The sequence below is a fragment of the Allobranchiibius sp. GilTou38 genome (genome assembly GCF_017565325.1).
GTDB classification, from domain to species: Bacteria; Actinomycetota; Actinomycetes; order Actinomycetales; family Dermatophilaceae; genus Allobranchiibius; species Allobranchiibius huperziae.
The window spans coordinates 258099-284415 of record NZ_JAGEKN010000007.1 but is presented as its reverse complement, the minus strand read 5'-3'; the positions used below and the strand labels follow the sequence as shown (position 1 = coordinate 284415).

Genomic DNA, 26317 nt, shown 5'->3' with positions numbered 1-26317 from the left:
GTCAGCGACCGACCGCGCGCAGTCCCCAACGGACGGAACGGTGCTCGAGGGCGTCGGCCAGCGTTGCGTCCCCGCCGGTCAGACGGCCGAACTCCCGCCAGCCCCGTCCGGTGCGGGCGACGATGTGGTGCATCAGTGCCGGCGATCGTTCGAACGCCCGCAGCGCGATGCGCCCGGCCGCCATCTCGCGGGCCAGTGTGCTCTCGACGGCCGCGTCGTACGCCGCGCGCACAGCCGCGGGGTCCGCACCGTCGGCACCGACGCTTCGACCGGCGAACCGGCCGGAGCGGACGGCGTACGAGATGCCCTCGCGGGTCCAGGGTTCGAGCAGGCCGGCGGCGTCGCCCGCCACGAGGACGCGGCCGCGTGACAACGGAGAATCCACCGTCCGACATCGGGTGAGGTGGCCCGACGACTGGATCTCTCGCAGACCCGACAGGCCCATGTCGGTGACGAACCTCGCGAGATAGGCGCGCGTCGCCGCGGCGTGACCTCGTGACTGGATGACGCCGACGGTCAGAGTGTCGCCCTTGGGGAAGACCCAGGCGTAGGTGCCGGGGTCGGCGCCCCAGTCCAGGTGCACGCGGCCCTCCCACCGGTGCGCCTGATCGCCCGTCTCCAACTCCACCTCGAGGCCCAGGTCGACACCGTCCGTCCGTACGTCGACGTGCCGGGCCACCCGGCTCGCCGACCCGTCCGCGCCGATGACGTAGTGCGCAGTGAGCGGACCCTCCGAGGTCTGCAGGGTGACCAGGTCCTCGTCCTGTTCCACGCCCGTGACGGTCACGCCCTCGTGGGTCTGTGCCCCCGCGGCCTGGGCGGAGCGCAGCAGCGCGTGATCGAACGACGCGCGATCGACCAGGCGCAGCAGGCGGCGGTCGCTGCGGCGGTCGGCCCAACGCCCGCCCGCGAGGGTCAGCGTCGCGCGGTGGATCTCCGCGCGCGACGGCAGCTGCAGGTCCTGGGGAAGCGCCGCGAGCGTGGGACCGATGAGGCCGCCCCCGCACGTCTTGTAGCGGGGGAACGTGGCCCGATCCAGGATCAGCACCCGAGCCCCGGCATCGGCGGCTGCGTGCGCGGCGCTGGAACCGGCGGGCCCCGCGCCCACCACGATCACGTCGTACGGCATCGGGTCAGTCTGCCGGGCGGCGCGGGCGCTGCGTGCGTCCGGGCGGCGGGAGGGTCGGTCGCCCCCGGCCGCGGGGCCGGGCGTCGGGCGGCGACGGGCAGAATGGCGAGGCGACCCCGGACGCGGACGGTATTCGTCCCATATGGTTACCGGCAGGTAGTTACACAACAGCTGTAGTGGAGGATCGATGCCTGACCTGAAGGATCACTATGACGTCGTCGTGGTCGGCGCCGGTCTGTCCGGGATCGATGCCGGGTATCGGCTGCAGACGATGTGCCCCGGGAGGGACTACGTCATCCTGGAGGCGCGGCACGGGCTCGGAGGCACCTGGGACCTGTTCAAATACCCTGGCGTGCGGTCCGATTCGGACATGTACACCCTGGGTTTCCCGTTCGAGCCGTGGACCGGTGACAAGTCGATCGCGGATGCGGCCGACATCCTGGACTACCTGAAATCGACGGCCGCCAAGTACGGCATCGACGAGCACATCTCCTACGACTCCAAGCTGACCGACGGGGACTGGAGCAGCGAGGACGCCGTCTGGACCCTCACCGTGCAGACCGCGGGCGGCGCACGCGAGGTCACCGCGAACTTCGTCTACATGTGCTCGGGTTACTACAACTACGAGCAGGGCTACACGCCGGAATTTCCCGGCCGGGAGGACTTCACCGGGCAGGTGGTCCACCCGCAGTTCTGGCCCGAGGACCTGGACGTGAAGGGCAAGGACGTCGTCGTCATCGGGTCCGGTGCGACCGCGGTGACGCTCGTGCCCTCGCTGGTCGAGCTCGGTGCGCGCCCCACGATGCTGCAGCGTTCCCCGTCGTACGTCATCGCCCAGCCGGACCGCGACGGTTCGGCCGCCAAGCTGCGCAAGCGGTTGTCGGCCGAACGCGCGCACAGCATCACCCGCTGGAGGTACGTGCTGGCGACGCAGGGTTTCTACCAGTTCTGCCGCCGGATGCCGAAGACGGCGAAGAAGGCGCTGCGCAAGGCGACCGAGTCCCAGCTCAAGGGCAGCGGCGTCGGCATCGAGAATTTCCAGCCGAAGTACAACCCATGGGACGAGCGGCTCTGTGTGGTCCCGCGCGGCGACCTCTTCAGGGCGCTGCGGGAGCACACGGCCGACATCGTCACCGACACCATCGACCGGTGGACCCCCGAAGGCGTCAAGCTGTCGTCCGGGCGGGTGCTGCGCGCCGACATCATCGTCACCGCCACCGGGCTGAACATGCTGGCGGCCGGTGGCGCGCAGCTGACGGTCGACGGCGAGAAGGTCGACTTCGGCGAGCGGTACATCTACCGCGGGATGATGGTCGAGGGCGTGCCGAACGCCGCGATCTGCATCGGCTACACGAACGCGTCCTGGACGCTGCGGGCCGACCTGTCGGCCCAGTACTTCTGCAAGTTCGTCAACCACGTCAGCACGTCCGGATCGGCGTACGGGTATCCGACCGCCCACGAGGCGATGCGCAGCCGGCCGGCGATCGACCTGCAGTCGGGCTACGTGCAACGCTCCATCGCCGACTTCCCCAAGCAGGGCGACCGGCGACCGTGGTTCCTGCGGCAGAACTACGTGCTGGACAACCGCGACACCAAGCGGGCCGACCTGACGCAGGACATGACCTACGTGGCGGTGGGAGACGTGCGGACCCCGAACGGCGACCTGCACCCGTCCTCCGGCGCAGCGTGACCCGCGCAGCGCAGGTTGCGGGCGAGCGCAGCGAGCACGCGGCCGTAGCGGAGTGGGGCGCGCGGAGCCGGCAGATGGCAAAGGTCTGACGTGCGGGTCGCGCTCTCGTCGTACCGCTCCAAGCCGCACTCCGGCGGCCAGGGCGTCTACGTGCGCAACCTGTCTCGGGAGCTGGTCGCGCTCGGCCACGACGTGCACGTCTTCAGCGGTCCGCCCTACCCGGATCTCGACCACGGGGTGACGCTGACGTGTGTGCCGAGCCTGGACCTCTACCGGCACCCGGACCGGTTCCACCACCCGCGGCCGTCTGAATTCCATTCGGATCTGGACGTGTTGGAGTACCTCACGATGTGCACGAGCGGGTTTCCCGAGCCGCGCATGTTCGGCGCCCGCCTCTCTCGGCTGCTGCGGGACCGGGTCGGCGAGTTCGACATCCTGCACGACAACCAGACGCTGGCCCCCGGCATCCTCGACCTGGAGCGTCGCGGCCTGCCGTTGCTCACGACCATCCACCACCCGATCAGTCGTGACCGGCGACTGGAGCTGGCGGCGGCGCGCGGTCTGCAGCGGGTGACCAAGCGCCGTTGGTACGGCTTCGTGAAGATGCAGGCCAGGGTCGCGCGACGCAGCGCCCACCTGCTGACCGTCTCTCACAACTCCGCCGCGGACATCGAGCAGGACTTCAAGGTGCCCGCCGAACGTCTCGCCGTGGTGCCGGTCGGCGTCGACGTCGCCACCTTCGTCCCGCCGTCCCAGCCGCGCGTAACAGGTCGGATCGTGACCATCGCCAGCGCCGATGTGCCGCTGAAGGGGCTCGACGTGCTGATCCGGGCCCTGGCCGGCGTGGACCCTGCGGCCTGGAGCGAGCTGGTCGTGGTCGGGCGCGCATCGGAGCGCACGAGCACGTCGCTGGCGAAGGCGGGTCTGCTGGACCGGGTGCACTTCCGCCACGACCTGAGCGACGCCGACCTCGCGGAGCTGCTCGCCTCCGCTGAGGTGCATGCCATTCCCTCTCTGTACGAAGGGTTCTCACTGCCCGCGGTCGAGGCGATGGCGTGCGGTACGCCGATCGTCGCGTCCAGCGTGGGGGCGCTGCCGGAGCTCGTCGGCACCGACGCGGGAGTGCTCGTCGAGGCGGGTGATGCGCCGGCGCTGGGGCGGGCGCTGGCCGACGTATTCGCAGCGCCGGACCGGCGGTCGCGGATGGGTGCCGCCGGCCGCGCGCGGGCCGTGTCGACCTACAGCTGGCGCGCGGTGGCCGAGGCCACCGCGGACGTCTACGAGCAGGTGCGCGCGGCCCGTCGTGCGACGAGCCCCCGTGCCAAGGAGAATGCAGCATGATCACGATCAGGTTCGAGACCTTCGACGTGCAGCCGGGGATGTCGTTCATCGACGTCGGCTGCGGCCAGGGCCGTCACTCCTACGAGGCGTACCGCCGCGGCGCGCGGGTCACGGCCTTCGATCTGAACGAGTCCGATCTCGCGGACGTCAAGACGATGTTCGGTGCCATGGAGGCCGAGGGCCAGGGCGGCCCGGGCGGATCCGCGGAGGTGCAGCACGGTGACGTGACGCAGATGCCTTTCGCGGACGACAGCTTCGACCGGGTGCTGGCCTCGGAGATCCTGGAGCACATCCCGGACGTCGACGCCGCGATCGGCGAGATCGCGCGCATCACCAGACCCGGCGGGTTGGTCGCCGTGACCGTGCCCCGCAACTGGCCCGAACAGATCTGCTGGAAGCTGTCCGAGGAGTACCACGAGGTCGAGGGCGGCCACGTGCGCATCTTCAAGGCCACCGATCTCGTCCGGCGCCTCACCGCGGCCGGGCTCGAGCCGATCGGGCAGCACCACGCGCACGCCCTGCACTCGCCGTACTGGTGGATCAAGTGCGCCTCCGGGACCGAGCGCGAGAACGCGCTCACGCGCGGCTACCACCGCCTGCTGGTGTGGGACATGATGCGGGCGCCCGCGGTGACCCGGGTCGCCGAGCGCGCGCTGAACCCGGTGGTGGGCAAGAGCTTCGTGGTCTACCTGCGTAAGCCGGCATGACGCTCGCGCGCCTCGCGGTGCCCGGTGTCCTCTCGGCCGAACAGGTCGCGAGGACAGGGCAGTTCATCGTGCGCCAGCAAGCCCCCGACGGCGCGATCCCATGGTTCGTCGGCAGCCACCTGGACCCGTGGGACCACGTCGAGTCGGCGATGGGGCTGTCGGTGACGGGCCACCACGCAGGTGCGGTCGCGGCGTACGACTATCTGGCGCGCACTCAGCGGGCGGACGGTTCCTGGCCGATGGCGACGCGTGAGGGCCGCGTCGAGGAGGCCGCCGCCGATACCAACCAGTCTCTCTACGTGGCCACCGGGGTGTGGCACCACTACCTGGTGACCGGGCAGACCGACGTGCTGGCGCGCTTCTGGCCCACGGTCGAGCGGGCGGTGCGCTTCGCTCTGACGGCGATGCTGCCGTCCGGAGCGCTCGCGTGGGCGGTCTCCGAGGCGGGGGCCGTGCAGGACTTCGCGCTGGTGACCGGGAGTGCCAGCGCCGCGCAGTCGCTGGAGTGCGCGGTGCTGATCGCCGAACGGCTGGGCCACGATCGCACCGACTGGCGGTGGGCACGCGACGGCATCCACAGTGCTCTGCGCGAGCGAGCCGACGCCTTCGCCGACCGCGACCGCTACTCCATGGACTGGTACTACCCGGTGCTGTGCGGGATCGTTCGCGGCGCGGCGGGTCTGGCCCGACTCCAGGAGTCGTCCGGCCGGTTCGTGTGGGACGGGCGCGGCTGTCGATGTGTCGCCGACGAGCCGTGGGTGACCGCTGCGGAGACGGCCGAGCTCATCGCCGCTCTGGACGCGCTCGGCGAGAACGCCGCGGCGACAGCGATGTTCGAACAGGTGCAGTTCTTGCGGGACGAGGAGTCCGGCGGCTACTGGACCGGCAAGAACATCCCCAACGACGAGGTCTACCCCATCGAGCAGACCGGCTGGTCGGCCGCCGCCATCCTGCTGGCCGCCGACGCGCTGACTCAGACGACGGGCGGCGCCGCCATCTTCCGCGACGCGGGATCCTGCCTCGTGCGGGACGGCGTCGCGGACGGGGCGGCCAGCTGATGGCCGTGCCACCGGACGTCGCGCAGCGCGTCGCGGAGATCACCGGCTTCCTGCCCGTCGACGAGGGCGCGGCGCTCTACGACGTGGGGTGCGCGGCCGGGCCGGGCACCTGGCTGGAGATCGGCACCTACTGCGGCAAGTCGACGTACCTGCTGGGGAATGCCGCTCGGGTGGCGGGTGCGCGCCTCGTCACCGTCGACCATCACCACGGCTCGGAGGAGAACCAGCCCGGTTGGGAGTGGCACGACACCTCGATGGTCGACGCGCGCAGCGGCCGGCTGGACACGCTGCCCTCCTTCAGGCCGGTGCTCGACGAGCTGGACGACGTGTGCACGGCCGTCGTGGCACGCACCGAGGTCGTCGCGCAGTGGTGGACGGCCCCGCTGCGGTTGCTCTTCCTCGACGGCAACCACACGGAGGAGACCGCGCAGCACGACTACCGCGCCTTCGCCCCGCACGTGGAGCAGGGCGGGCTGCTGCTGGTGCACGACGTCTTCCCCGACCCGGCCGACGGCGGCCAGGCGCCCTGGCACGTCGTCCAGGCCGCGCTCGCCCACGGTTTCGAGCAGGTGGCCGAGCATGGTTCGCTCCGCGTGCTGCGTCGCCCTTAGCGCCGCGCTCCTCTCGGGCGCCGTGTCGCTCGCGGGGTGTTCGCGGGGTGCTGAGGGGAGCACGCAGCCGACCGCGGACTCAGTATTGCCGACGCCCACCACGGGCGTGACGACGCGGTCCGTCGGTCCCGCTCGCTCGCCGGCGTACGTCGCGCGGGTGCGGTGGGTGCCCGACTCGCGAGGTCGCAGCCTGCGGGTCTACCCGACCGCGGCGGCCCGGGCGACGCAGGAACCGAGTGCGCGGGCGGCCGCCTGGCAGCAGGTCGTGCGTCTCGCCCCGGCAGCCGACACCGTCACCATGCGCGCCCAGTTCGACTGTCACTGGGACTACGCGCGCATCGCCGAGCCGTCGAAGCTGTCGTGGAACCTGGAGACCTGGCGACCGGTGGTGAGCGCGCAGACGATGTTCGACACCCGCTGCAACCCAGGTGGCGCCGAGGGGTGACGTACGACGGCGGCGATACCGTCGCCCGCATGACGGGTGCCCTGGACGGACTGCTCATCGCCGACTTCGGGCGGGTGCTCGCCGGGCCCTACGCCACCATGCTGCTGGCCGATCTGGGCGCCGAGGTCGTCAAGATCGAACGCCCGGGCAGTGGAGACGACACCCGGCAGTGGGGGCCGCCGTTCGACGCCGACGGGGTCGCGACCTACTTCCAGGCGGTCAACCGCAACAAGCGCAGTCTCGCCCTCGATCTGCGCGACGAGAGTGACCGCGCGCAGGCGGCCGCCCTCGTCTCCCGTGCCGACGTCGTGGTCGAGAACCTCCTGCCTGGCGGGATGGACCGGCTGGGGCTCGGGTATGACGACGTACGCGCAACGAACCCCGGCGTGGTCTATTGCAGCGTCACAGGATTCGGCCGGGACAGCTCGCTGCCCGGATACGACCTCGTGGTGCAGGCAGTGGGCGGGCTGATGTCGATGACCGGCCCGCGACCGGGGGAGCCGACCCGAGCCGGGGTGGCCGTGGTGGATGTGGTCACCGGCCTGCACGCCGCGGTCGGGATCCTGGCGGCCCTGCGCCATCGCGACCGCACCGGCGAGGGGCAGCGGGTCGAGGTCGACCTGATGTCGTGCCTGCTGTCCAGCCTGGTGAACCAGTCCAGCGGCTACCTGCTCGCGGGCGCGGTCCCGCAGGCCATGGGCAACCGGCACCCGTCACTCGTCCCCTACGAGGTGTTCCAGGCGCGCGACAAGCCGATCGTCATCGCGTGCGGCAACGATCGCCAGTTCCGTTCCCTGGCAGAGGTGCTCGGTCAGTCGGACCTGGCCGACAACGAGCGTTACGCCACCAATCCCCAGCGGGTCGCACACCGCGAGGAATTGGTCCCGGTCGTCAACGACCTGCTGGCCGCGGCGGACGCGCAGGACTGGTACGAGCGGATGTCCGCCGTCGGCGTACCCGCCGGACCGGTCAACGATCTCGCCGAGGCGTTCGAGTACGCCGACCGGCTGGGCCTGTCGGCCGTCGTCGACTGTGCCGGCGGCCGTCAGGTGGCCAACCCCATCGGTCTGTCCGCGACCCCTGCGACCTACCGCAGCGCGCCGCCCGCGCTGGGCGGATGACGCTGGCCGAATGACGGGCGCGCACTTCGGGTAGCAGTCTGGTACCGCAAACGTCGCATCAACGAGGGAGAGCCATGGCAGGCATCGAAGGCAAGAAGGTCCTCGCGATCGTCACCAACTACGGCATCGAGCAGGACGAACTCGTCGTCCCGGTCGAGAAGCTGAAGGAGGCGGGCGCCGAGGTCACCATCGCCGCCGTCGAGAAGGACACCATCAAGACCCTGGTCGGCGACAAGGACCCGGGCAAGGACGTCGAGGCCGACATCGCCCTCTCGGACGCGGACGCCTCGGACTACGACGCGCTGCTGATCGCGGGCGGCACCATCAACGCCGACACGTTGCGGACCGAGGAGAAGGCCACCGATCTCGTGAAGGCGTTCACGGGCGCCGGCAAGACCATCGCGGCGATCTGCCACGCGCCGTGGGTGCTGGTCGAGGCGGGTGTGCTGCAGGGCAAGACCCTCACGTCGTTCGCCTCGGTGCAGACCGACGTGCGCAACGCCGGCGGCAGCTGGGTCGATGAGTCCGTCAAGGTCTGCCCGACCGAGGGCTGGACCCTGATCACCTCGCGCGACCCCGATGACCTCGGCGACTTCGTTCCGGCGATCGTCGACGCGCTCGGCTGACCGAACGCCGATCCGTCGTACCACCCGAGCACCCGCGTATCCCCGATACGCGGGTGCTCGGCGTCGAACGGGCCCCTGACCCGACGTGCGGCTGCGAATTTCGTAGGTCGGCGACCGATCGACACTGTTTTCCGCACATCAGGCCCGTTGTTCCATCGATTCGCTCGTCTGTGCCCTAGCTTGAGTGCGTTCACCGCTCGACGAGAGGCAGCCGATGACCAGCACCGCACCCCCCGCAGCGTCCGGATCAGCCGACAAGGGCCTGCGCGGAGGCACCCTCGGGATCATCGCCAGCGTCGTCATCGGAGTGGCCTCGACCGCTCCGGCCTACAGCCTGGCGGCGACGCTCGGCTTCATCGTCGTAGGCGTCGGCCTGCAATCGCCGATCATCGTGATCCTGGCGTTCGTGCCGATGCTGTTCACGGCGATCGGCTACCAGGAGCTCAACAAGGCCGACCCGGACTGCGGTACGACGTTCACCTGGGCCACCAGGGCGTTCGGGCCGAAGACCGGCTGGCTCGGCGGCTGGGGCATCATCGCCGCCGACATCCTGGTGATGGCGAGCCTGGCGCAGGTGGCCGGCCAGTACGTCTTCCTCCTGGTCGGTGCCGACAGCATCGGGTCCAACCCCACCAGCGGCTGGGTGCTGCTCGTCGGGATCCTCTGGATCGTGCTCATGACGGCGATCTGCTACATCGGGGTCGAACTCTCCGCCCGGTTGCAGCAGGTGCTGCTCACCGTCGAGCTGTTCGTGCTCCTGATCTTCTCCGTCGTCGCGCTGGCCCGGGTCTACACCGGTCACGGGGTCGCCAGCTCCATCCACCTGGACTGGTCGTGGTTCAACCCGATGCAGATCGACAGCTTCTCGACCTTCTTCCGCGGTCTGCTGCTGATGCTGTTCATCTACTGGGGCTGGGACAGCGCCGTCTCGGTCAACGAGGAGACCGCCGACCCGGGCCGTACGCCGGGCAGGGCCGCCATCATCTCGACGGTGATGCTGGTGGTCACCTACACGCTGGTCACCATCGCGGCACAGTCGTTCGCGGGGGTGGGCAGCAAGGGAATCGGGCTCGGCAACACCGACAATTCCAGCGATGTGATCTCGGTGCTGGGCAAGGCGGTCTTCGGCGCGGGCCACGTGGGCAGCATCATGTCGCACCTGCTGATCTTCATGGTCCTGACCTCCGCCGCCGCGTCGACGCAGACCACGATCCTGCCGACGGCCCGCACCGCGCTCTCGATGGGCGTCTACCGGGCGCTGCCACGACGGTTCGCCGATGTGCACCCTCGCTTCCGCACCCCCACGGTCGCCACGCTCGGCTTCGGCGGCATCTCGATCGTGCTCTACGCGATCCTCAACTACACCTCGAACGCCGCCGACGTCATCGCCGACTGCGTCACCGCTCTCGGCATGATGATCGCCTTCTACTACGGCCTGACCGGGTTCGCGTGTGCGTGGTACTACCGCAAGACGCTCGGCAACTCCACGCGCGACCTGTGGATGCGCGGCATCATCCCCACCCTCGGCGGCATCATCATGTACTTCGCGCTGATCTGGAGCCTGCACGACGACTGGCTGAGCCCCGCGAAGGACACGGCCGCCAGCTACACCGGCTTCACGGTGCCCGGGTTGCACTGGGTGATCGGCGGGGCGTTCGTCCTGGGTGTCGGCACGATGCTCGTCGGCGTGATCATCATGCTCGTGCTGATGCGCACGATCCCGGCGTTCTTCCAGGGCAAGACCCTCAACCGGGACACTCCCACGCTCGTGCCCGACGAGCCCGAACTGGAGCTCCCGCCGACGGTCTAGCAGCCCTCAGCTCTGGGCGAGCTTGGCGCGCACCTCGTCCATCTTCAGGCCGCGTACCTGCTGGATGAGGTCCGACAGCATCGGCTTGCTGAGCGCGCCGGGCTGCGCGAAGACCATCACGCCGTCGCGGAAGGCCATCACCGTCGGGATCGAGCTGATGTTGAGGGCCTGGCCGAGCGCCGGCTCGGCGTCGGTGTCGATCTTGGCGAAGGTGATGTCCTCGTGCTCCTCGGACGTCTGCTCGAAGATCGGGCCGAACTGCTTGCACGGACCGCACCAGTCGGCCCAGAAGTCGACCAGCACGATGCCGTCGTTCTTGACGGCGTCGGTGAAGGTGTCGGTGGTCAGGGTCTGGGTGCTCATGAGCGCTCCTTGCGATGTGTCGGTCTCTTGCTCACCCGGTTCAGCGCACGCGGGGCCCGGAAGATTCCAAGGGCCTGTCCTCGGCGCGGAGAGACCGCGATGATGGCGCCATGTCGACTCTCGCGCGGACCGGTTCACCCCTCGACGGCTGGACCAGGGCGGAGTACGACGCCGACGGGCGCACCCACGACATCTACCGCCGGGGGACCGGGCCGGGAGTCATCGTCATTCACGAGATCCCCGGGATGACCCCGGAGGTGATCGAGTTCGCCGACGAGGTCGTCGCGGCCGGGTGCACCGTGGTCATGCCCCATCTGTTCGGCGACCCGGGCCGCAAGGTGAGCGCCGGGTACGCCGCCGCGATCGTTCCGCAGCTGTGTGTCAGCAAGGAGTTCACGACGTTCGCGACGGGTCGGACCAGCCCGATCGCCGGATGGCTGCGGTCACTGTCCCGCTCGCTGCACGATGAGCTCGGCGGACCCGGTGTCGGCGTGGTCGGCATGTGCTTCACCGGCGGTTTCGCGCTCGCGATGATGGTGGACGACTCGGTCGCGGCCCCGGTCGTGGCCCAGCCCTCCACTCCGTTCGCCATCGGCAGACGCCGCTCGGCCGACCTGGCGCTCAGTCCTAAAGATCTCGCGGCGGTCAAGGCGCGGGCGGCCGGAGGCTGCCCGGTGCTGGGGCTGCGGTACGCCGGTGACCGGGCGACCGGCACCCGCTTCGCGACCCTGCATCGCGAGTTGGGGGACGCGTTCACCGCCGTGGAGTTCCCCGGCTCCAAGCACGCGACCCTCACCGCACACCGTCAGCAGGAGGGCGTCGACGCGGTGCTGGCGTTCCTGCGCCGGCGCCTCGAAGTGGACGCCTAGGCTTCTGCGATGACGGCCTCCCCGACCTCGCCGCAGATCCTGGATCTCCTGCGCGAGCGCAGATCGCCCTCCGTCTTCGACCCGACGTACGAGCTGTCCGACGAGCAGCTCGCCTCCCTGCTGGAGGCGGCTCGCTGGTCACCGTCGAACGGCAACGCGCAGCCCTGGGCGTTCGTGGTCGCTCGGCGCGGCGACGCGGCCCACGAGGTCCTGGTGGGCTCGCTCAGCCGCGGCAACTCGGGGTGGGTCCCGCCCGCCAGTGCCGTATTGGTGACCGCGGCCCGGACGACCCCGGAGCGCAAGCCCGCGCTCGCCGACTACGCGCGGTACGACCTCGGCCAGGCCGTCGCGCACCTGTGCGTCCAGGCCGCGTCGATGGGGCTGGGCGTGCACCAGTTCGGCGGATTCGACCATGAGGCGCTGGCCGCGGCGTACGAGGTGCCGGACGAGTGGAGCATCGTCTCGGGCATCGCCGTCGGGCGGGCCTGGCCGGTGCGCGAACGCTCGGGTGTGGATCCCTCCACCGCCGAGCGCGAGCTGCCGGAGCGGCATCGCAAACCCTTCTCGGAGTTCGCCTTCGGGAGCCGGTTCGGCGAGCCGCTGCCGCTGCATCCGCACGACTGAGATCCGCGGTCAGCCGGAAGAGACAGCGTTCGCACAGCGAAACTATTTGTCGCTGCCAGCCCCGCCGTGATGTAGTGAAGCCATGTTCCACACAGCCATTCATCAGCCGATGCGCCGCACCGCGCGCTCGGCGATGTGGCATCGCTGTCGCGCCTGAACCCACCCGTTCACTCGTCCGACAGCCCGCCGGCCCGCCCGGCGTCCTTCCCGTCCGGAGACACCAGATGACAGCCTCCTTAGGCATCCGCACGTTCAGCGACGAGCAGTTGCTGCGCATCACCCGGCTCTTCGCCGGCAACGACGACCTGTTGACCCGCGTCGACCCCGACGCGACCGAGCGGGTGCGCATCGAGCTGGACACCACCGCCTACCTCGAGGTGTGGCTCATGGTGTGGCCGGCGGGTACGACGACCGGCTGGCACGACCACGGCGGCGCCAGCGGTGCGTTCCACGTGGTCCGCGGGGGCCTCACCCAGGAGACGTGGCGCGGCGGCCGGCTCACCGAGAGCGATCTGCGCAAGGGCGACGAGTACAGCTTCACCCCGGGCCTGGTGCACAACATGACCAACATCGGCGACGATCTCGCGCTCACGGTGCACGCGTACTCACCGGGCCTGTCGGAGATGACCCCGCACGTATGGCGTGCCGGTCGCCCGGAGCCGATCATCACCTGAGCCACCGCCTCGTACTGCGGTCGCTGCCACACTGACCCGATGACCGAGGCCAGGACCTCCGGCGTCCGGGTGGCGCGGGCCCACCCGCTCGCCCGGATGACCGGGCGCGACCCCGATGAACGCGAGCGGGTCTCCTCACCGCTGGAGCTGCTGTTCGATCTGACCTTCGTGATCGCGGTCGGCAACGCCGCGGGGTACCTCGCCACGAGCATCGGCGAGAGTCACCTGCTCACCGGGCTGTGCGCGTTCGTGATGGCGATGTTCGCGACGGCGCTGGCGTGGATCAACTTCACCTGGTTCGCCTCAGCGTTCGACACCGACGACTGGCTCTACCGGATCCTCACGATGGTGCAGATGATCGGGGTGGTCGTCCTCGCCCTCGGGATCCCGCGGCTTTTCGAGTCGGTCACCCGCGAGGGGTCCTTCCATGGCACCGGAGTGGTCGCCGGCTACGTCGTGATGCGGGTCGCGTTGGTGGCGCAGTGGGTTCGGGCAGGGCGTCAATCGGCCACCGAGCGCTCCAAGGCCCGCCACTACGCCCTCCTGATCGTCCTGGCGCAGGTGTGCTGGGTCGTCTTCGCGCTGCTCGCGCCGCCCTGGACCGTCGCCGGACCCGTCTTCGTGATCCTCGGCCTGCTCGAGGTGGCGATCCCGGTGCTGGTCGAGCGGCGCTCGGTCACGCCGTGGCACCCCGCTCACATCGCCGAGCGCTACGGGCTCTTCACGATCATCACCCTGGGGGAGGCGGTGGTCGGGACGGTCGCGTCCTCGTCGCTCGCGCTGCACCGGCCGGGCGTCGCCGGGTGGACGTGGCAGGCGGTCGCGGTCGTCGTGGCGGGCATCGGCCTCACCTTCGCGATGTGGTGGATCTACTTCGCCGCAGACGTGGCCGGGCAGTTGCGCAGGCGGCCGGCCGGGCAGTTCGTCTTCGGCTACGGCCACGTGCCGCTCTTCGCCGCCATCGCCGCGACGGGCGCCGGCCTGCACGTGGCCGGCTCGCAGCTCGCCGCGCGTGCCAGTGGCGACGGGCATGAGGCCGTCGGCAGGACCACCGCGCTCGCGGTCGTGGCCGTCCCGGTGGCCGTCTTCCTGGTGGCGGTCTGGGCGGTCCGGGCCTACCTCCTCGGATCCACCGCGGGCGACGTCGCCCTGCTTGCCCTCAGCCTCGCCGTCCTGCTGGTCGCGGTGGCGCTGGCGGTGGCGCACGTGGATCTCGCGGCGTGCGTGCTGGTGGTGATGCTGTCGCCGTTCGTCACCGTGGCCGGTATCGAGATGCCGGGCGTCCGACCCGGGCGGAGGGCCTTCGTAGGGTAGGCGCATGTCCGTCACCTGCAACGTCGCCGACGGGATCGCCGACGTACGTCTCGCCCGCCCGGAGAAGCTCAACGCTCTCACCCTGCCGATGCTGCGGGGACTGGTCGACGCCGGTCGCGCCCTTCGGTCGGACCGGTCCGTCCGCGCGGTGGTCATCTCCGGCGCGGGCGATTCCTTCTGTGCCGGACTGGACTTCGCCGAAGCCTTCGGCCAGCCCCGCGAGGTGACCAAGGCGGTCGTGCCCCGCCCCCGATGGGGCACCAACACCTTCCAGGAGGCGTGCTGGGTCTGGAGACGCCTGCCGGTGCCGGTGATCGCGGCGGTGCACGGGCACTGCTTCGGCGGCGGGGTGCAGATCGCGCTGGGCGCCGACTTCCGCATCACCACCCCTGACGCGAGATGGTCTGTACTGGAGGGCAAATGGGGGCTGATCCCCGACATGAGCGGCGTCCGGTCGCTGGCCCAGCTGGTCGGCATCGAGCAGGCCAAACGGCTCACCATGACCGCCGAGATCTTCTCCGGCGACCGCGCGCGCGAGATCGGACTGGTGGGAGCGGTCGGCGCCGATCCGTACGCCGACGCCCGCGCTCTCGCCGACCAGCTCGCGACCCGTTCGCCGGACGCGCTGGCCGCGGCCAAGCGGCTCTTCGAGACGCGCTGGAACTCCGGACCCCGCCGTACCTTCGCCCGCGAGCGTATCGAGCAGGTGCGGCTGATGACCGGGCGCAACTTCAAGATCGCCCGTGCGGCGGCGTTCGCCCGCCAGACCCCCGTGTACGAGCCGCGGGGACGATGAGCTGGGAGCAGCTGTCCTCGCGGACCGTCTACCGCAACCGCTGGATCGAGGTGACCGAGGACCGCGTCGTGCGGCCCGACGGTGAACGCGGGATCTACGGGGTGGTGCAGGTGCGCCAGCCCGCCGTCTTCGTCGTCGCGATCGACGACGCGGATCAGGTCGTGCTGGTCCGGATGACCCGTTACACGACCGGGCCGTCGCTCGAGGTGCCGGCCGGCGCGTGCGACGACCAGCCGCCGCTGGTGGCTGCGCGACGGGAACTGCGTGAGGAGACGGGCCTGCAGGCGGGGGAGTGGACCGCGATCGGGCGGATGAACGCCCTGAACGGGATCTGCCGTGCACCCGAACACGTCTATCTGGCAACGGGACTCACTCAGGTCGGTGACCTCGGTGGGCGCGTCGAGGAAGGCATCCACGAGGTGGTGTCCGTACCCTGGTCGCAGGCTCTCGAGCTCGTGGCGGGCGGGGCGATCACCGATGGTGAGAGCGTGGCGGCGCTGATGTACGCGGACCTGCACCGCCGGGGCATCCGCCCCGGCTTGCCTGGCGAGAGCTGAGGATCTCGGCTATCGGCCCGAGTGGTGAGGCAGGCACGCAGCGTCGGCGCTAGGACTGTGCCGGGGAGATGACCGCGGGGCGCGGGTCGGCACGCAGGATCGCGTAGAGCACCCCGTCGTGGAAGCCGCCGTCGCGCCACTGGGCGCCCCTGGTCACTCCCTCGCGCTGGAACCCGGCCGCCTCCAACGCGCGTTGCTCAGCGATGTTGTCCACGTCGGTGTGTGCCTCGACGCGGTTGACGGTGGTGTGTCGGAAGAACAGGTCGACGAGCTGCGCCTGCGCGTCGCGGCCGATGCCCCGGCCGCGGTGGGACGGGCGCAGCCAGATGCCGATCATCGGGTTGCGCGACGCGGCGTTCGGTCCCCAGTGCTGCCAGATCCAGCTCACGGTGCCCGCCAGCGATCGGTCTTCCGTGACGACGACGGACAAGGCACCCGGAGCGTCCAGCTCCGGCGGCCTCGGCGACGTGTGCGCCGCGCGTGGCCCGAAATCGTCGTACGGGCTCTCGCCCCCTGTCAGCGACGAAAGGTCGGCTGGGATCTGCGGCCGGAGGAAGACGCCCATCCCGACAGTGTCGCCGCTCGGATGCCGGCGCGTCGTTCAGGGCGCCGTGGTGGATGCCGCCCCGGCCTCCGAGAGCGCGTCCCGGCGGCCCCGCAGGGCCACCCACGCGGTGGTGAGGACGGCCAGGACGACCACGAGCCCGAGCACCTCGGTGGTGGGGAAGTGCTTCACCAGCGTGGCGATGACCGTGGGCATGAAGAAGCCGACATAGGTCAGGCAGTAGAAGACGGCGTTCGTCATCGCCAGCTGGTGCGGGGGAGCGAGACGCTCGACCGCCGTCAGTCCGCCGACGAGCACCAGCCCGTATCCCGCGCCGAGCACGATCCCGGCGACCGGCACCAGGGCCCATCCGCTCACCTGCGCGACGAGCAGGGCCAGCAGCGACCCGGCGATGGCGCAGCCCATCCCGGCCAGCGTCGTGACGCCGGGGCGACGGGCCTCGAACCCGCGCGCCGGCTGCTGGATCAGCACCCCGGTGCCCAGCGTGAGGCCGGCCATGATTCCGCTGAACGCGACCTCCCAGCTGCTCACGGAACCGCGCACGACGTCGGGCAGCACGACGAGGCTGATCGACGCGCAGGTGAAGACCCACGGCGCGGCTGGGGCGATGCCGGCCCAGAACGCTCGGCTCAGAGCGGTGTGCCGGCCCCGGGTCGGGTGCTCCCGGTGGTCCCCGGCGTCGGTGGTCGAGCCGGTCTGCGGAGTGGTCCAGGCGAGCACCGTCACCCCCGCCATCAGGACGATGTGCACGGCGTACGCGAGGATCTCCGGTGCAGGGAGCCACTGCGCGACCAGGCCGCTCACGAGGGGGCCGCCCATGAATCCCGCGGACAGCGACATGGCGGCCCGTCGTGCACCGGTGCCGGGCGCGGAGTCCGCGGACAGCTCCTTGACCCAGGTCGTGCCCGGCGCCATGGCCGCACCCGTGGCGACGCCGTAGAGCACCCGGCCCACGAAAAGGGCCGCCTCGCTCCAGTGCCCGAGCAGCAGCACCCCGGACGACACCATCGCGAGCAGCATCACCGGCCGGATGATCGCGCGGTGCCCGAAGTGCCCCGCCAGCCGCGCCGAGAGCAGCAGCGCCGGCATGAGGCCGATGACGTACGCCGCGAACATCGCCGACGTGACCTGCTCGGTCAGGTGCTGATGGGCTTCGTAGACCAGCAGCAGCGGCGCGAACTGGTTGGCGCCCCAGCCGACGGCGAATAGCATGAGGGCCACCCGCATCCAGGGGTTGCGGGCGAGGAGGCGCATGCCCACAGCGTGCCCGGTCCCGGTCGCGCGCGCCGTACCTGGGTCGATTCCGAGGGGACCCCACGCCGGCGCGCCCAGATGACCGGGCCGCCGCTGCCGGCTGCACAGAATCTGCACGCATGAGGGAGACGGAGGTCACACTGCTTCGGATAGAGAAAGGTGACGTGTCACCGATATGATCGGGCCATGACTTCATCACGCGACATCGGCCTGCTCGCCCTTCGACTCGGCGTCGGAGGCGCCCTGGCGGCCCACGGCAGCCAGAAGCTGTTCGGCGCGTTCGGCGGCGGCGGCATCGAGGGCACCGGCGCCTTCTTCGATCAGATGGGCTTCAAGCCGGGCAAGGCGAACGCGTACGCGGCGGGCCTCGGCGAGGCCGGCGGCGGTGCGCTGCTCGCGCTCGGTCTCGCGACCCCGGCCGCGGCCGGAGCGGTGACCGGGACCATGGCGGTCGCGGGCTCCGTGCACGCGTCGAACGGGTTCTTCGGCCAGAACGGCGGCTACGAGCTGCCCGCCACGGTCGGCCTCATCGCCGCGACGCTGGCTCTGACCGGCCCCGGCACCCTCTCGCTGGACCACGCGCTCGGGCACACCCTGAACCGTCCGTGGATGCGGGCCGTGGCGATGGCGGCCGTCGTGCCCGCCGCCGCGTTCGTCATCAACCGCCGCAGCAAGGCCGTCGCCTCCGCCGAGGCGGCGAAGGCCGACGCGCCCGAGGACGGCACCGGGTCCGCAGCCTGATCTCTCACCACCCGGACGTGCCGGGCGGGGCGCAGTGGCCCCGCCCGGCACGTCTTTTCGTATCTGAGCGGTGCTCAGCGAGCAGGAGCGCGGCCCCTGAGCTCCTGCAGTGCACCGGGCTGCGGCCGTGCGATCTCCTCGGTCTACGCGTGAGTCCGTGGGCGGGGACGACCATCTCGGTGACGTCCTGTCGTCGCCCGGTCGTGGGCCGCGTCTCGACACGGCACCCACGCTTCGTGCTGTCGAGACTCGGAGCGGGCCGATCGGTCGGTGCCGGGGGTGGGGTCTGGGAGACTGACGCCGTGGACTTCACCTCGGCGTACGCACACGGGTTCGCGCGGGTCGCGGCGTGCACCGTGCCCACCTCGATCGCTGACCCGATCGCCAACGCGGACACCGTGATCGAGCAGATCCGCGGATGTCACGACGATGCGGTCGCGGTGGCGGCGTTCCCCGAGATGTGCCTCACCGGCTACGCCATCGACGACCTGGTGCTGCAGGACGCGGTGCTCGACGCGGTCCTGGTCGCGCTCGACCGCGTCGTGGCCGCCACCTGCGACCTGCTGCCCCTGGTCGTGATCGGTGCGCCGCTGCGCAAGGGCCACCGCGTCTACAACTGCGCGGTCGTCGTGCATCGCGGGCAGATCCTGGGAGTGGCTCCCAAGGCCTACCTGCCGACGTACCGGGAGTTCTACGACAAGCGCTACTTCGCCGCCGGCGACGACCAGACCGGCGAGTGGATCACGCTGGGCGACAAGCAGATTCCCTTCGGTCCCGACCTGGTCTTCGACGCGGTCGACGTGCGCGGTCTCGCGGTGCACGTCGAGGTGTGCGAGGACATGTGGGTGCCCGTGCCGCCGAGCTCCCTGGCCGCGCTCGCGGGCGCGACCGTGCTGCTCAACATCTCCGGCAGCCCCATCACGGTCGGCCGCGAGAACGACCGGCGGATGCTGGCGCAGGCTCAGTCCTCCCGGTGTCTCGCGGCGTACGTCTATGCCGCGGCCGGACAGGGCGAGTCGACCACCGACCTGTCCTGGGACGGCATGACGATGGTCTACGAGGGCGGCCGGTTGCTGGCCGCGGGAGAGCGCTTCCCGGACGGCGCGCGTCGTACCGTCGCGGACGTCGACCTGGACCAGCTGCGGCAGGACCGGCAACGCGACGGATCGTTCGACGACAACGCCCGCACGTACGACAACCGGGTCAGCTCGTTCCGCACCATTCCCTTCACGCTCGACGCACCGGCCCGCGATATCGGACTACGTCGCCCGGTCGACCGGTTCCCTTTCGTGCCGGACGACCCCGCACGCCTCGCGCAGGACTGCTACGAGGCGTGGAACATCCAGGTGTCCGGCCTGATGCAGCGGCTGCGGGCGATCCGCCAGCCGAAGATCGTCATCGGGGTGTCCGGCGGCCTGGACTCCACGCACGCGCTGATCATCGCCGCTCGCACCATGGACCGCCTCGGGCGGCCGCGCAGCGACGTCCTCGCCTACACGATGCCCGGCTTCGCCACGAGCGACGAGACCAAGGCGAACGCCGTCGCGCTCGCCGGCCAGCTGGGAGTCACGTTCTCCGAGTTGGACATCCGCCCCGCGGCGACCCAGATGCTGCGCGATCTCGGTCACCCGGCAGGGCGCGGTGAGCCCGTCTACGACGTCACATTCGAGAACGTGCAGGCCGGCCTGCGCTACGACTACCTCTTCCGGATCGCCAACCACGAGGGCGGCATCGTGCTCGGTACGGGCGACCTGTCGGAGCTGGCGCTCGGCTGGTGCACCTACGGCGTCGGCGACCAGATGTCGCACTACAACGTCAACGCCGGCATCCCGAAGACGTTGATACAGCACGTGATCCGCTGGGTCGTCAGCTCGGAGCAGTTCGAGCCGGCCGTCGGGTCCACGCTCTCCTCGATCCTCACCACCGAGATCAGCCCTGAGCTGGTGCCGGCCGCCGAGGGTGCCAAGCCGCAGTCGACGCAGGCCGTCATCGGTCCGTACGAGCTGCAGGACTTCACCCTCTTCCACGTGCTGCGCTACGGCTTCGCGCCGTCCAAGATCGCGTTCCTCGCGCTGCACGCGTGGTCGGACGTGTCCCGGGGCGTATGGCCGGCGGGATACCCCGAGGGTGACCGGACGGCGTACGACCTGGGTCAGATCCGGCACTGGCTGGAGGTCTTCCTGCAGCGCTTCTTCGGTTTCAGCCAGTTCAAGCGCTCGGCCCTGCCCAACGGGCCGAAGGTCGTCGCCGGCGGTGCACTCTCGCCGCGCGGTGACTGGCGGGCCCCCTCCGACGGCAACGCCACGGTGTGGCTGGAGGAGCTGCGCCGCAATGTCCCCGACGTCTGACGTGGCCCCGACCGAAGCCTCCGGCGTCTCGGTGATCGCGGCGCCGCGGGGCGGTGTGCCGCTGGGTGTCTGGCCGCGGGTGGCGATCATCCTGGTCGGCGCGATCGGCACGGGCGTCGTCTTCCGGCTGTGGTGGATTCTGCCGGTCGCGGCCGCCCTGATCGTGCTGGTGGTGTGGGACCTGCGCCGGTCCGGCGGCCGGCGGGATCTGCGTGCGACGTCCGACGGCCTGGTCGGCATGCACCGCGGTAAGTCGCACTCCGTGGCGTGGTCGCAGATGGCGGGCGTGGAGTTCGTGCGGCCCCGCTCGGCGTTCTCCCGACCGGTGGCGCACGTCGAGGTCAGCCGGCACGACGATCCGTACGACACGGCGTTCGTGGCACTGGTGATCTTCGACAAACCCGACGGCGACGGCATCGCCGAGCGGCTGCGGACGGTGAGTGAGGAGCACGGCGTCCCGTTCCAGGCCACCAAGGTGTGACGGTGACACAGGTGGGCGCGAGGGATACAGGTCTACCTGTGTCCCTCGCGCTTACCTGCGCCACGGTGGCCGGCCGGAGCACGTCGGCTGTCGGACCCGGCCGGTAACGTCGTGGCCGTGAAGGGTGGGTACCGCGTGGCGGATGGTTTCGGCGGTGACCACCCGGCGTACGAGCACGCGCACGCCTTCCAGGTGCGCGGCGCCGAGTGGCTGCGCGAGGTCTCCGACCCCGACATCGAGGCGTACGTCGGCAACAAGGCGTTCGAGCGCGCCCTCGGCTACGTCGACGCCGAGCGGGTGATCTCGATCAACACCGGTGACCAGGGTCGGATGCTGCTCGGGGTCATCGGCGGTAGCCGCGACCGCGACTACACGACGCTGGTCACCCGCACCAAGGACACCGGCCCGCGCCCGCAATGGACCTCGCGGTGCTCCTGCCCGATGCAGGTCCGGTGCAAGCACGTGGCCACCCTGCTGCTCGTCGCCCGAGAGTCGCTCGGCGGCGAGGTCGAGGTCGACCGGTCCGCGTCGTGGCGCCGGTTCGTGCAGGAGTACGCCGACGAGCCGGCTGCGGCGACCCGCCGCCTCGGGCTGCGGATGGTGCCGGTCACCCGCCCGTCCACCATCCACGACAGCACCCCCGCGCGGCGCATCGCGATCGTGCCGACCTACCTCGGCAAGGCCGGGCGGTGGGTGAAGGAGGCCGCCTGGCACGACGTGCTCTACGACAGCCCGGTGCGTCCGTGGGACCCCGCTCAGCACCGCGCGTTGAAGGCGCTGCACCGGATCGCCGACGGCGGCCTGCTGCCGAGCGAGCTGCACCTCGACCAGTTCGCTGCCACGCTGTGGCCGGCGCTCGCCCAGGCCTCCGATGCAGGCGTGGCGATCATGCAGGGATTCGGTGTCTCCGCGGGCCTGGAGGTGGCGCCGTACCCGGTGACGCCGCAGCTGCAGGTGGTGCAGGACGACGACGAGGCCGATCTGGTGCTCGCGCCGGCGCTGCCCGAGTTGCCCGAGGGCGAACGCATCTTCATCGGATCGCCGGCGCACGGCGTCGCCGTGATAGAGCGCGGCGGCGCGATGACGCTCGCCGGCTTCACCGCGCCGGTGCGCCCCGCGATGGAGGAGCTGCTGCGGTCCGGAGGTCTGCGGGTGCCCGCCGAGGACGCCGCGGAGTTCCGGTCCGAGGCGCTGCCCCGGCTCACCGACAGCGGACAACTTCCCCGGGTGCCGCACGCCGCCGCCCCGGCCGAGCCGCTGCGTCTGCAGCTGACGCTCGACAGTCCGGCGGACCAGCAGATCCGGGTGCGAGCCGGATTCCGGTACGACGCGCGGCGCCTGCACCCCGTCACGCTCGGTTGGTCGCAGGTCGGGCGCGATCGCATCGCCGAGCGGGAGCTGGTCGAGCGGGTCGGACCGCTGCTGCGGTCGGCCGGGCTACTCGAGGCGGTCGGCGGCCTCGGCTGGTGGCCGCGCCCGGAGCACACGCTGAGCGGGTGGGAGGCCGTGCGGATCGCTGCGGCCCTGCCGCAGTGGAGTGAGCACGAGGACCTACAGGTGGTGCTCGAGGGTGAGCTGCCGACGTACGAGCAGGTCACCGAGACCCCGCTGATCGAGATCGGCACCGAGGATCGGGAGGACGGCACCGACTGGTTCGACCTGCGGGTGAGCGTCAGCATCGGCGGGGAGGAGGTGCCCTTCGAGCCGCTCTTCGCGGCGCTCGTCCGTGGTGACGAGAGCATGCTGCTGCAGTCGGGCACCTGGTTCACCCTCGACGACCCGTCGTTGCACCGGCTGCGTGAGCTGATCGAGGAGGCGCGCGACCTGGTCGACCGGGAGCCCGGGGAGGGCCTTCGGGTGGGTCGCTTCCAGGTCGGCTTCTACGACGAGCTGGTCGCGTTGGGAGTGCCCGGCCGGCAGTCGACCCGGTGGGCGGAGGCGGTCAGCGGTCTGCGCGACGTCGGGCGGCTCGAGCCGCCGAGGTTGCCGGACAGCTTCCGGGCGCAGCTGCGGCCCTACCAGCGCGAGGGATTCGCGTGGCTGAGCACGTTGTGGGATGCCCGTCTCGGCGGTGTGCTGGCCGACGACATGGGCCTCGGCAAGACCGTGCAGACCCTGGCGATGCTGGCGCGTGCGTACGAGCGCGGCGACCTGACCGAGCCCGTCCTCGTCGTCGCGCCGTCCTCGGTGGTCGGCACCTGGGTCGGTGAGGCCGCCCGGTTCGCTCCCGACGTCCCGATCGTGGCGCTGCCGCAGACCTCCGGCAAGCGGGGGCGGTCGCTCGCCGACACCATCGGTGACGCCCGGATCGTCGTGACGTCGTACGCCGTGCTGCGCCTGGACGCCGAGAACTTCCACGCTTTGGGATGGAGCGGGCTGATCCTCGACGAGGCGCAGTGGGTGAAGAACCACCGGTCCAAGACGTTCCAGGCCGCCAAGCGGCTCGACGCGCCGTTCACGCTGGCGATCACCGGCACCCCGCTGGAGAACTCGCTGATGGATCTCTGGTCGATGTTCGCCCTGGCCGCGCCGGGGCTCTATCCCGATCCGGAGGTGTTCGGGCAGCGCTACCGTCGCCCGATCGAGAGCGGGAAGGCACCGGAGCTGCTGGAACAGCTGCGTCGCCGGATCCGGCCGCTGATGCTGCGGCGCACCAAGGAGGCCGTCGCCGCCGATCTGCCCGCCAAGCAGATCCAGCTGCTGCACGTCGAGCCGTCCGCTCGCCACGAGGCGACCTACCGCCGGCACCTGCAGCGCGAACGCCAGCGGATCCTCGGACTGCTGGAGGACGCCGACACCAACCGTGTCGCGATCCTCGCGTCGCTGACCAGGCTGCGGCAGTTGGCGCTCGACCCGCGGCTGGTCGACGACGACTACCCCGCCGCCGAGCAGTCCGCCAAGCTGACCCTGCTGGCCCAGCACCTCACCGAGCTGGCCGACGAGGGCCACCGCGCCCTGGTCTTCAGCCAGTTCACCTCCTACCTGGCCCTCGCGCGCGACGCGCTGGATGCGGCCGGGGTGCGCACGTCGTACCTCGACGGATCCACCCGGGGCAGGCAGGATGTCATCGACGGGTTCCGATCCGGCGACCAGACGGCGTTCCTGATCTCGCTCAAGGCCGGCGGTGTGGGACTCACCCTCACCGAGGCCGACTACGTCTACCTGCTCGACCCGTGGTGGAACCCGGCCACCGAGGCGCAGGCGATCGACCGGGTGCACCGCATCGGGCAGGAACGACCGGTGACCGTCTATCGGATGGTCTCGCAGGGCACCGTGGAGGAGAAGGTCGTGGTGTTGCAGGAGCGCAAGCGCGATCTCTTCGCCTCGGTGATGGACGCCGGCGGCGCCGTGTCGGGCGCTGTCACCGCGGCGGACATCGCAGCCCTCTTGGAGTGAAAGGTGTTGTCCTTGCGATGAAGTTAGAATTCGACGCAGAGATCTGGTACTGGAAGGGCCCGGCGCCGTTCTACTTCGTGAACCTTCCCGAGCAGGACGGCGCAGACCTGCGCGAGCTGGCGAAGGAGGTCAGCTACGGGTGGGGGATGATCCCGGTGCACGCACGGCTCGGCGACACCGCATGGGAGACGTCCCTCTTCCCCAGGGAGGGGCGGTACGCGCTGCCGCTGAAGGCGGAGGTCCGTGAGGCGGAGGGTGTGGGCGACGGCGACTCCGCACACTTCGAGGTGACCGTGGCGGTGCGGTCCGGTCGCTGGGTATGATCAGGGTTACGCGCGAGTAGGGTCGCGGCCATGGGAAATTCACGCACGAACCTGCGCTCGTACGCCGACGCACGGGCCCTGGTGACCGGTGGGTGCAGCGGCCTCGGCCTCGAACTCGTCAAGCTGCTGGTCGCCGAGGGCGCCCGGGTGCTGGTCGGAGACGTGCACGAGGAGGCGCCTGCGGGCACCCTTCCGCCCGGGGTGGAGTACCGGCAGCTCGACGTCAGGTCCGATGAGCAGTGGGACGAGGCCCGAGTGTGGGTCGAGACCCATTGGCAGGGGCTCGACCTGCTGGTCAACAACGCCGGCGTGGCGGCGGGCGGCCGGATCGATGTGACATCGATGGACGACTGGAAGTGGATCGTCGACATCAACCTGCTCGGTGTCGTCCGCGGGTGCCGCACGTTCACCCCGATGCTCAAAGAGCAGCGGAGCGGGCAGATCGTCAACACCGCATCGCTCGCCGGACTCGTGCACTCCCCGGCGATGGCGTCGTACAACTCGGTGAAGGCGGGCGTGGTGGCGCTGTCCGAAACACTGCTGCACGAGTTGTCATCATGGAACATCGTCGTGACAGTCATCTGCCCGAGCTTCTTCCGCACCAACCTGGCGTCCTCCCTGCAGGGCAAGGACGTCGAGATGGAGGAGACGGCGGTCGATCTGATCACCAAGGCTCCTCGCGGCGCCGTCGAGGTCGCCGCCTCGGCCTACGCCGGGATGAAAGCCGGCAAGTTCATCGTGCTCACCGACCCTGATGGGCGGATCGCCTACAACAGCAAGCGATTCAGCCGTCCGGTCTACACAGCGACGATGAAGCGCGCGGGAAAGAGTCTCGCGAAGGGCGGCCCGGCGATCCCACCGCTGGTGGCCAAGATGCAGGCCAGGATGGCTCAGCGCTCCAAGTGACGACCCGAACGGCCCGGTCCTTCCCCCGAGGGAGAACCGGGCCGTAGCCGCACGCGCCTCAGGTGGTCGTGCCTGCGCCCGTGCCGATCCCCGGAGCTGGAGGTGTCGCCTGACCGGCGCTGCCTCCGCCCTGGGGGCGTGCCCCGCCTCGGGTGCCGGTCCCGTCGTGGGTGCCGGTGCCACCTCGGGTACCGGTCCCGCCGAAGCCGCCGGGTGCCCAGCGGGCCGTTCCTCCTCCGCCGGACTGGCCCGCGGGGGAGGCCGCCGCTGCGCCGATGGCACCTGCCGAGGACAGGCCGATCGCGAGGGCGGCGACCACGGCGCTCTTCTTGCCGGACCAGCGCGGCCGGCGCAGGGCGGGCGCCGTCCCGACCGAGTGTGGGTGCGACCCGGGTGACGCCGCAGGCATGGGTCGGGTCGGGTCGTCCTCGGACGGACCGACACGTTCGGGCTCGTGCGACATCACGCACTCCTCACCTGCTCAGGGGCTTCTGACGTCGCCGATCGTGGCGGGGGCTTCTGTGGGCCGGCTGTGGCTCCGCCGTCATCCGGATTCGTCCTGTCGGCA

The 26317-nt window shown here is 70.7% G+C and carries 26 protein-coding genes; 21 read left to right on the top strand and 5 right to left on the bottom strand.

All coding sequences use genetic code 11. The annotated features are described in order from the left end of the window. Nucleotide 1: 1 nt before the first annotated feature. Nucleotides 2-1129 (bottom strand): geranylgeranyl reductase family protein, encoded by a 1128-nt coding sequence (locus JOB34_RS10630; RefSeq protein ID WP_208052690.1) that lies wholly within the window; start codon nucleotides 1127-1129, stop codon nucleotides 2-4. A gap of 187 nt (nucleotides 1130-1316) precedes the next feature. Here JOB34_RS10630 and JOB34_RS10625 point away from each other — a divergent pair, with 187 nt between their 5' ends. From JOB34_RS10625 to JOB34_RS10585, 9 genes are all read left to right on the top strand, one after another. Continuing rightward, a complete protein-coding gene (locus JOB34_RS10625; protein ID WP_279538908.1) occupies nucleotides 1317-2819 on the top strand; it encodes an NAD(P)/FAD-dependent oxidoreductase in 1503 nt (500 codons plus the stop codon). Between the two features lie 90 nt (nucleotides 2820-2909). Beyond that, the gene (locus JOB34_RS10620; RefSeq protein ID WP_208052689.1) at nucleotides 2910-4160 is read left to right on the top strand and encodes a glycosyltransferase family 4 protein; all 1251 of its coding nucleotides are present in this window, start codon (nucleotides 2910-2912) and stop codon (nucleotides 4158-4160) included. Further along, nucleotides 4157-4867, top strand: coding sequence for a class I SAM-dependent methyltransferase (locus JOB34_RS10615; RefSeq protein WP_208052688.1), 711 nt, complete (start codon nucleotides 4157-4159; stop codon nucleotides 4865-4867). The genes JOB34_RS10620 and JOB34_RS10615 overlap by 4 nt, the downstream gene beginning before the upstream one ends. Then, the gene (locus JOB34_RS10610) at nucleotides 4864-5925 is read left to right on the top strand and encodes a prenyltransferase (RefSeq protein ID WP_208052687.1); all 1062 of its coding nucleotides are present in this window, start codon (nucleotides 4864-4866) and stop codon (nucleotides 5923-5925) included. Before JOB34_RS10615 ends, JOB34_RS10610 begins: the two co-directional genes overlap by 4 nt. Next, the gene (locus JOB34_RS10605) at nucleotides 5925-6536 is read left to right on the top strand and encodes a class I SAM-dependent methyltransferase (protein ID WP_208052686.1); all 612 of its coding nucleotides are present in this window, start codon (nucleotides 5925-5927) and stop codon (nucleotides 6534-6536) included. The genes JOB34_RS10610 and JOB34_RS10605 overlap by 1 nt, the downstream gene beginning before the upstream one ends. Continuing rightward, on the top strand, nucleotides 6505-6981 hold the full coding sequence (locus tag JOB34_RS17570) for a DUF2599 domain-containing protein (protein WP_243757917.1): 477 nt from the start codon (nucleotides 6505-6507) through the stop codon (nucleotides 6979-6981). The genes JOB34_RS10605 and JOB34_RS17570 overlap by 32 nt, the downstream gene beginning before the upstream one ends. A gap of 29 nt (nucleotides 6982-7010) precedes the next feature. Beyond that, complete coding sequence (locus JOB34_RS10595; protein ID WP_208052684.1) at nucleotides 7011-8102, top strand: CoA transferase; 1092 nt, start codon at nucleotides 7011-7013, stop codon at nucleotides 8100-8102. 74 nt (nucleotides 8103-8176) lie between these two features. Further along, nucleotides 8177-8728, top strand: a complete 552-nt coding sequence (locus tag JOB34_RS10590) for a type 1 glutamine amidotransferase domain-containing protein (protein WP_208052683.1) — start codon at nucleotides 8177-8179, stop codon at nucleotides 8726-8728. A 214-nt stretch (nucleotides 8729-8942) separates the two neighbouring features. Further along, entirely contained in the window at nucleotides 8943-10538 is a 1596-nt protein-coding gene (locus JOB34_RS10585) for an APC family permease (RefSeq protein ID WP_208052682.1), read from the top strand. A gap of 6 nt (nucleotides 10539-10544) precedes the next feature. On the opposite strand, the gene trxA is transcribed toward JOB34_RS10585, so the two are convergent. Then, nucleotides 10545-10901: a thioredoxin gene (gene trxA, locus JOB34_RS10580; RefSeq protein WP_208052681.1), complete on the bottom strand. Its 357-nt coding sequence runs from the start codon at nucleotides 10899-10901 to the stop codon at nucleotides 10545-10547. Nucleotides 10902-11011: 110 nt separating this feature from the next. On the opposite strand from trxA, the gene JOB34_RS10575 reads away from it, so the two are divergent. The 6 genes from JOB34_RS10575 to JOB34_RS10550 all read left to right on the top strand — a co-directional run bounded on the left by JOB34_RS10575 (nucleotide 11012) and on the right by JOB34_RS10550 (nucleotide 15735). Then, nucleotides 11012-11770 (top strand): dienelactone hydrolase family protein, encoded by a 759-nt coding sequence (locus JOB34_RS10575; RefSeq protein WP_208052680.1) that lies wholly within the window; start codon nucleotides 11012-11014, stop codon nucleotides 11768-11770. Nucleotides 11771-11779: 9 nt separating this feature from the next. Continuing rightward, nucleotides 11780-12394, top strand: coding sequence for a nitroreductase family protein (locus JOB34_RS10570; RefSeq protein ID WP_208052679.1), 615 nt, complete (start codon nucleotides 11780-11782; stop codon nucleotides 12392-12394). A gap of 224 nt (nucleotides 12395-12618) precedes the next feature. After that, complete coding sequence (locus JOB34_RS10565; protein ID WP_208052678.1) at nucleotides 12619-13068, top strand: cysteine dioxygenase family protein; 450 nt, start codon at nucleotides 12619-12621, stop codon at nucleotides 13066-13068. A 39-nt stretch (nucleotides 13069-13107) separates the two neighbouring features. Beyond that, entirely contained in the window at nucleotides 13108-14382 is a 1275-nt protein-coding gene (locus tag JOB34_RS10560) for a low temperature requirement protein A (protein ID WP_208052677.1), read from the top strand. Between the two features lie 4 nt (nucleotides 14383-14386). Further along, nucleotides 14387-15178 (top strand): crotonase/enoyl-CoA hydratase family protein, encoded by a 792-nt coding sequence (locus JOB34_RS10555; protein ID WP_208052676.1) that lies wholly within the window; start codon nucleotides 14387-14389, stop codon nucleotides 15176-15178. Beyond that, nucleotides 15175-15735, top strand: coding sequence for an NUDIX hydrolase (locus JOB34_RS10550; protein WP_208052675.1), 561 nt, complete (start codon nucleotides 15175-15177; stop codon nucleotides 15733-15735). The genes JOB34_RS10555 and JOB34_RS10550 overlap by 4 nt, the downstream gene beginning before the upstream one ends. A 49-nt stretch (nucleotides 15736-15784) precedes the next feature. On the opposite strand, the gene JOB34_RS10545 is transcribed toward JOB34_RS10550, so the two are convergent. Both JOB34_RS10545 and JOB34_RS10540 read right to left on the bottom strand, forming a co-directional pair. Next, nucleotides 15785-16300, bottom strand: coding sequence for a GNAT family protein (locus tag JOB34_RS10545; RefSeq protein ID WP_208052674.1), 516 nt, complete (start codon nucleotides 16298-16300; stop codon nucleotides 15785-15787). A gap of 36 nt (nucleotides 16301-16336) precedes the next feature. Next, entirely contained in the window at nucleotides 16337-17554 is a 1218-nt protein-coding gene (locus JOB34_RS10540; RefSeq protein WP_208052673.1) for an MFS transporter, read from the bottom strand. 186 nt (nucleotides 17555-17740) lie between these two features. Between JOB34_RS10540 and JOB34_RS10535 the strand changes: the two genes are divergently transcribed. The 6 genes from JOB34_RS10535 (at nucleotide 17741) to JOB34_RS10510 (ending at nucleotide 25749) form a co-directional block, all read left to right on the top strand. After that, nucleotides 17741-18295 carry a DoxX family protein gene (locus JOB34_RS10535; protein WP_208052672.1) on the top strand — a complete coding sequence of 185 codons (555 nt, stop codon included), beginning with the start codon at nucleotides 17741-17743 and terminating at the stop codon, nucleotides 18293-18295. 302 nt (nucleotides 18296-18597) lie between these two features. After that, entirely contained in the window at nucleotides 18598-20643 is a 2046-nt protein-coding gene (locus JOB34_RS10530; RefSeq protein WP_208052671.1) for an NAD(+) synthase, read from the top strand. Further along, nucleotides 20627-21124 carry a hypothetical protein gene (locus tag JOB34_RS10525; RefSeq protein ID WP_208052670.1) on the top strand — a complete coding sequence of 166 codons (498 nt, stop codon included), beginning with the start codon at nucleotides 20627-20629 and terminating at the stop codon, nucleotides 21122-21124. The genes JOB34_RS10530 and JOB34_RS10525 overlap by 17 nt, the downstream gene beginning before the upstream one ends. A 135-nt stretch (nucleotides 21125-21259) precedes the next feature. Next, nucleotides 21260-24520: a DEAD/DEAH box helicase gene (locus JOB34_RS10520; RefSeq protein ID WP_347813826.1), complete on the top strand. Its 3261-nt coding sequence runs from the start codon at nucleotides 21260-21262 to the stop codon at nucleotides 24518-24520. 17 nt (nucleotides 24521-24537) lie between these two features. Continuing rightward, entirely contained in the window at nucleotides 24538-24843 is a 306-nt protein-coding gene (locus tag JOB34_RS10515) for a DUF1905 domain-containing protein (protein ID WP_208052669.1), read from the top strand. Between the two features lie 30 nt (nucleotides 24844-24873). Continuing rightward, nucleotides 24874-25749 carry an SDR family NAD(P)-dependent oxidoreductase gene (locus JOB34_RS10510; RefSeq protein ID WP_208052668.1) on the top strand — a complete coding sequence of 292 codons (876 nt, stop codon included), beginning with the start codon at nucleotides 24874-24876 and terminating at the stop codon, nucleotides 25747-25749. Between the two features lie 58 nt (nucleotides 25750-25807). Here JOB34_RS10510 and JOB34_RS10505 read toward each other — a convergent pair whose 3' ends face one another. Beyond that, nucleotides 25808-26212 (bottom strand): hypothetical protein, encoded by a 405-nt coding sequence (locus JOB34_RS10505; RefSeq protein WP_208052667.1) that lies wholly within the window; start codon nucleotides 26210-26212, stop codon nucleotides 25808-25810. Nucleotides 26213-26317: the final 105 nt, after the last annotated feature.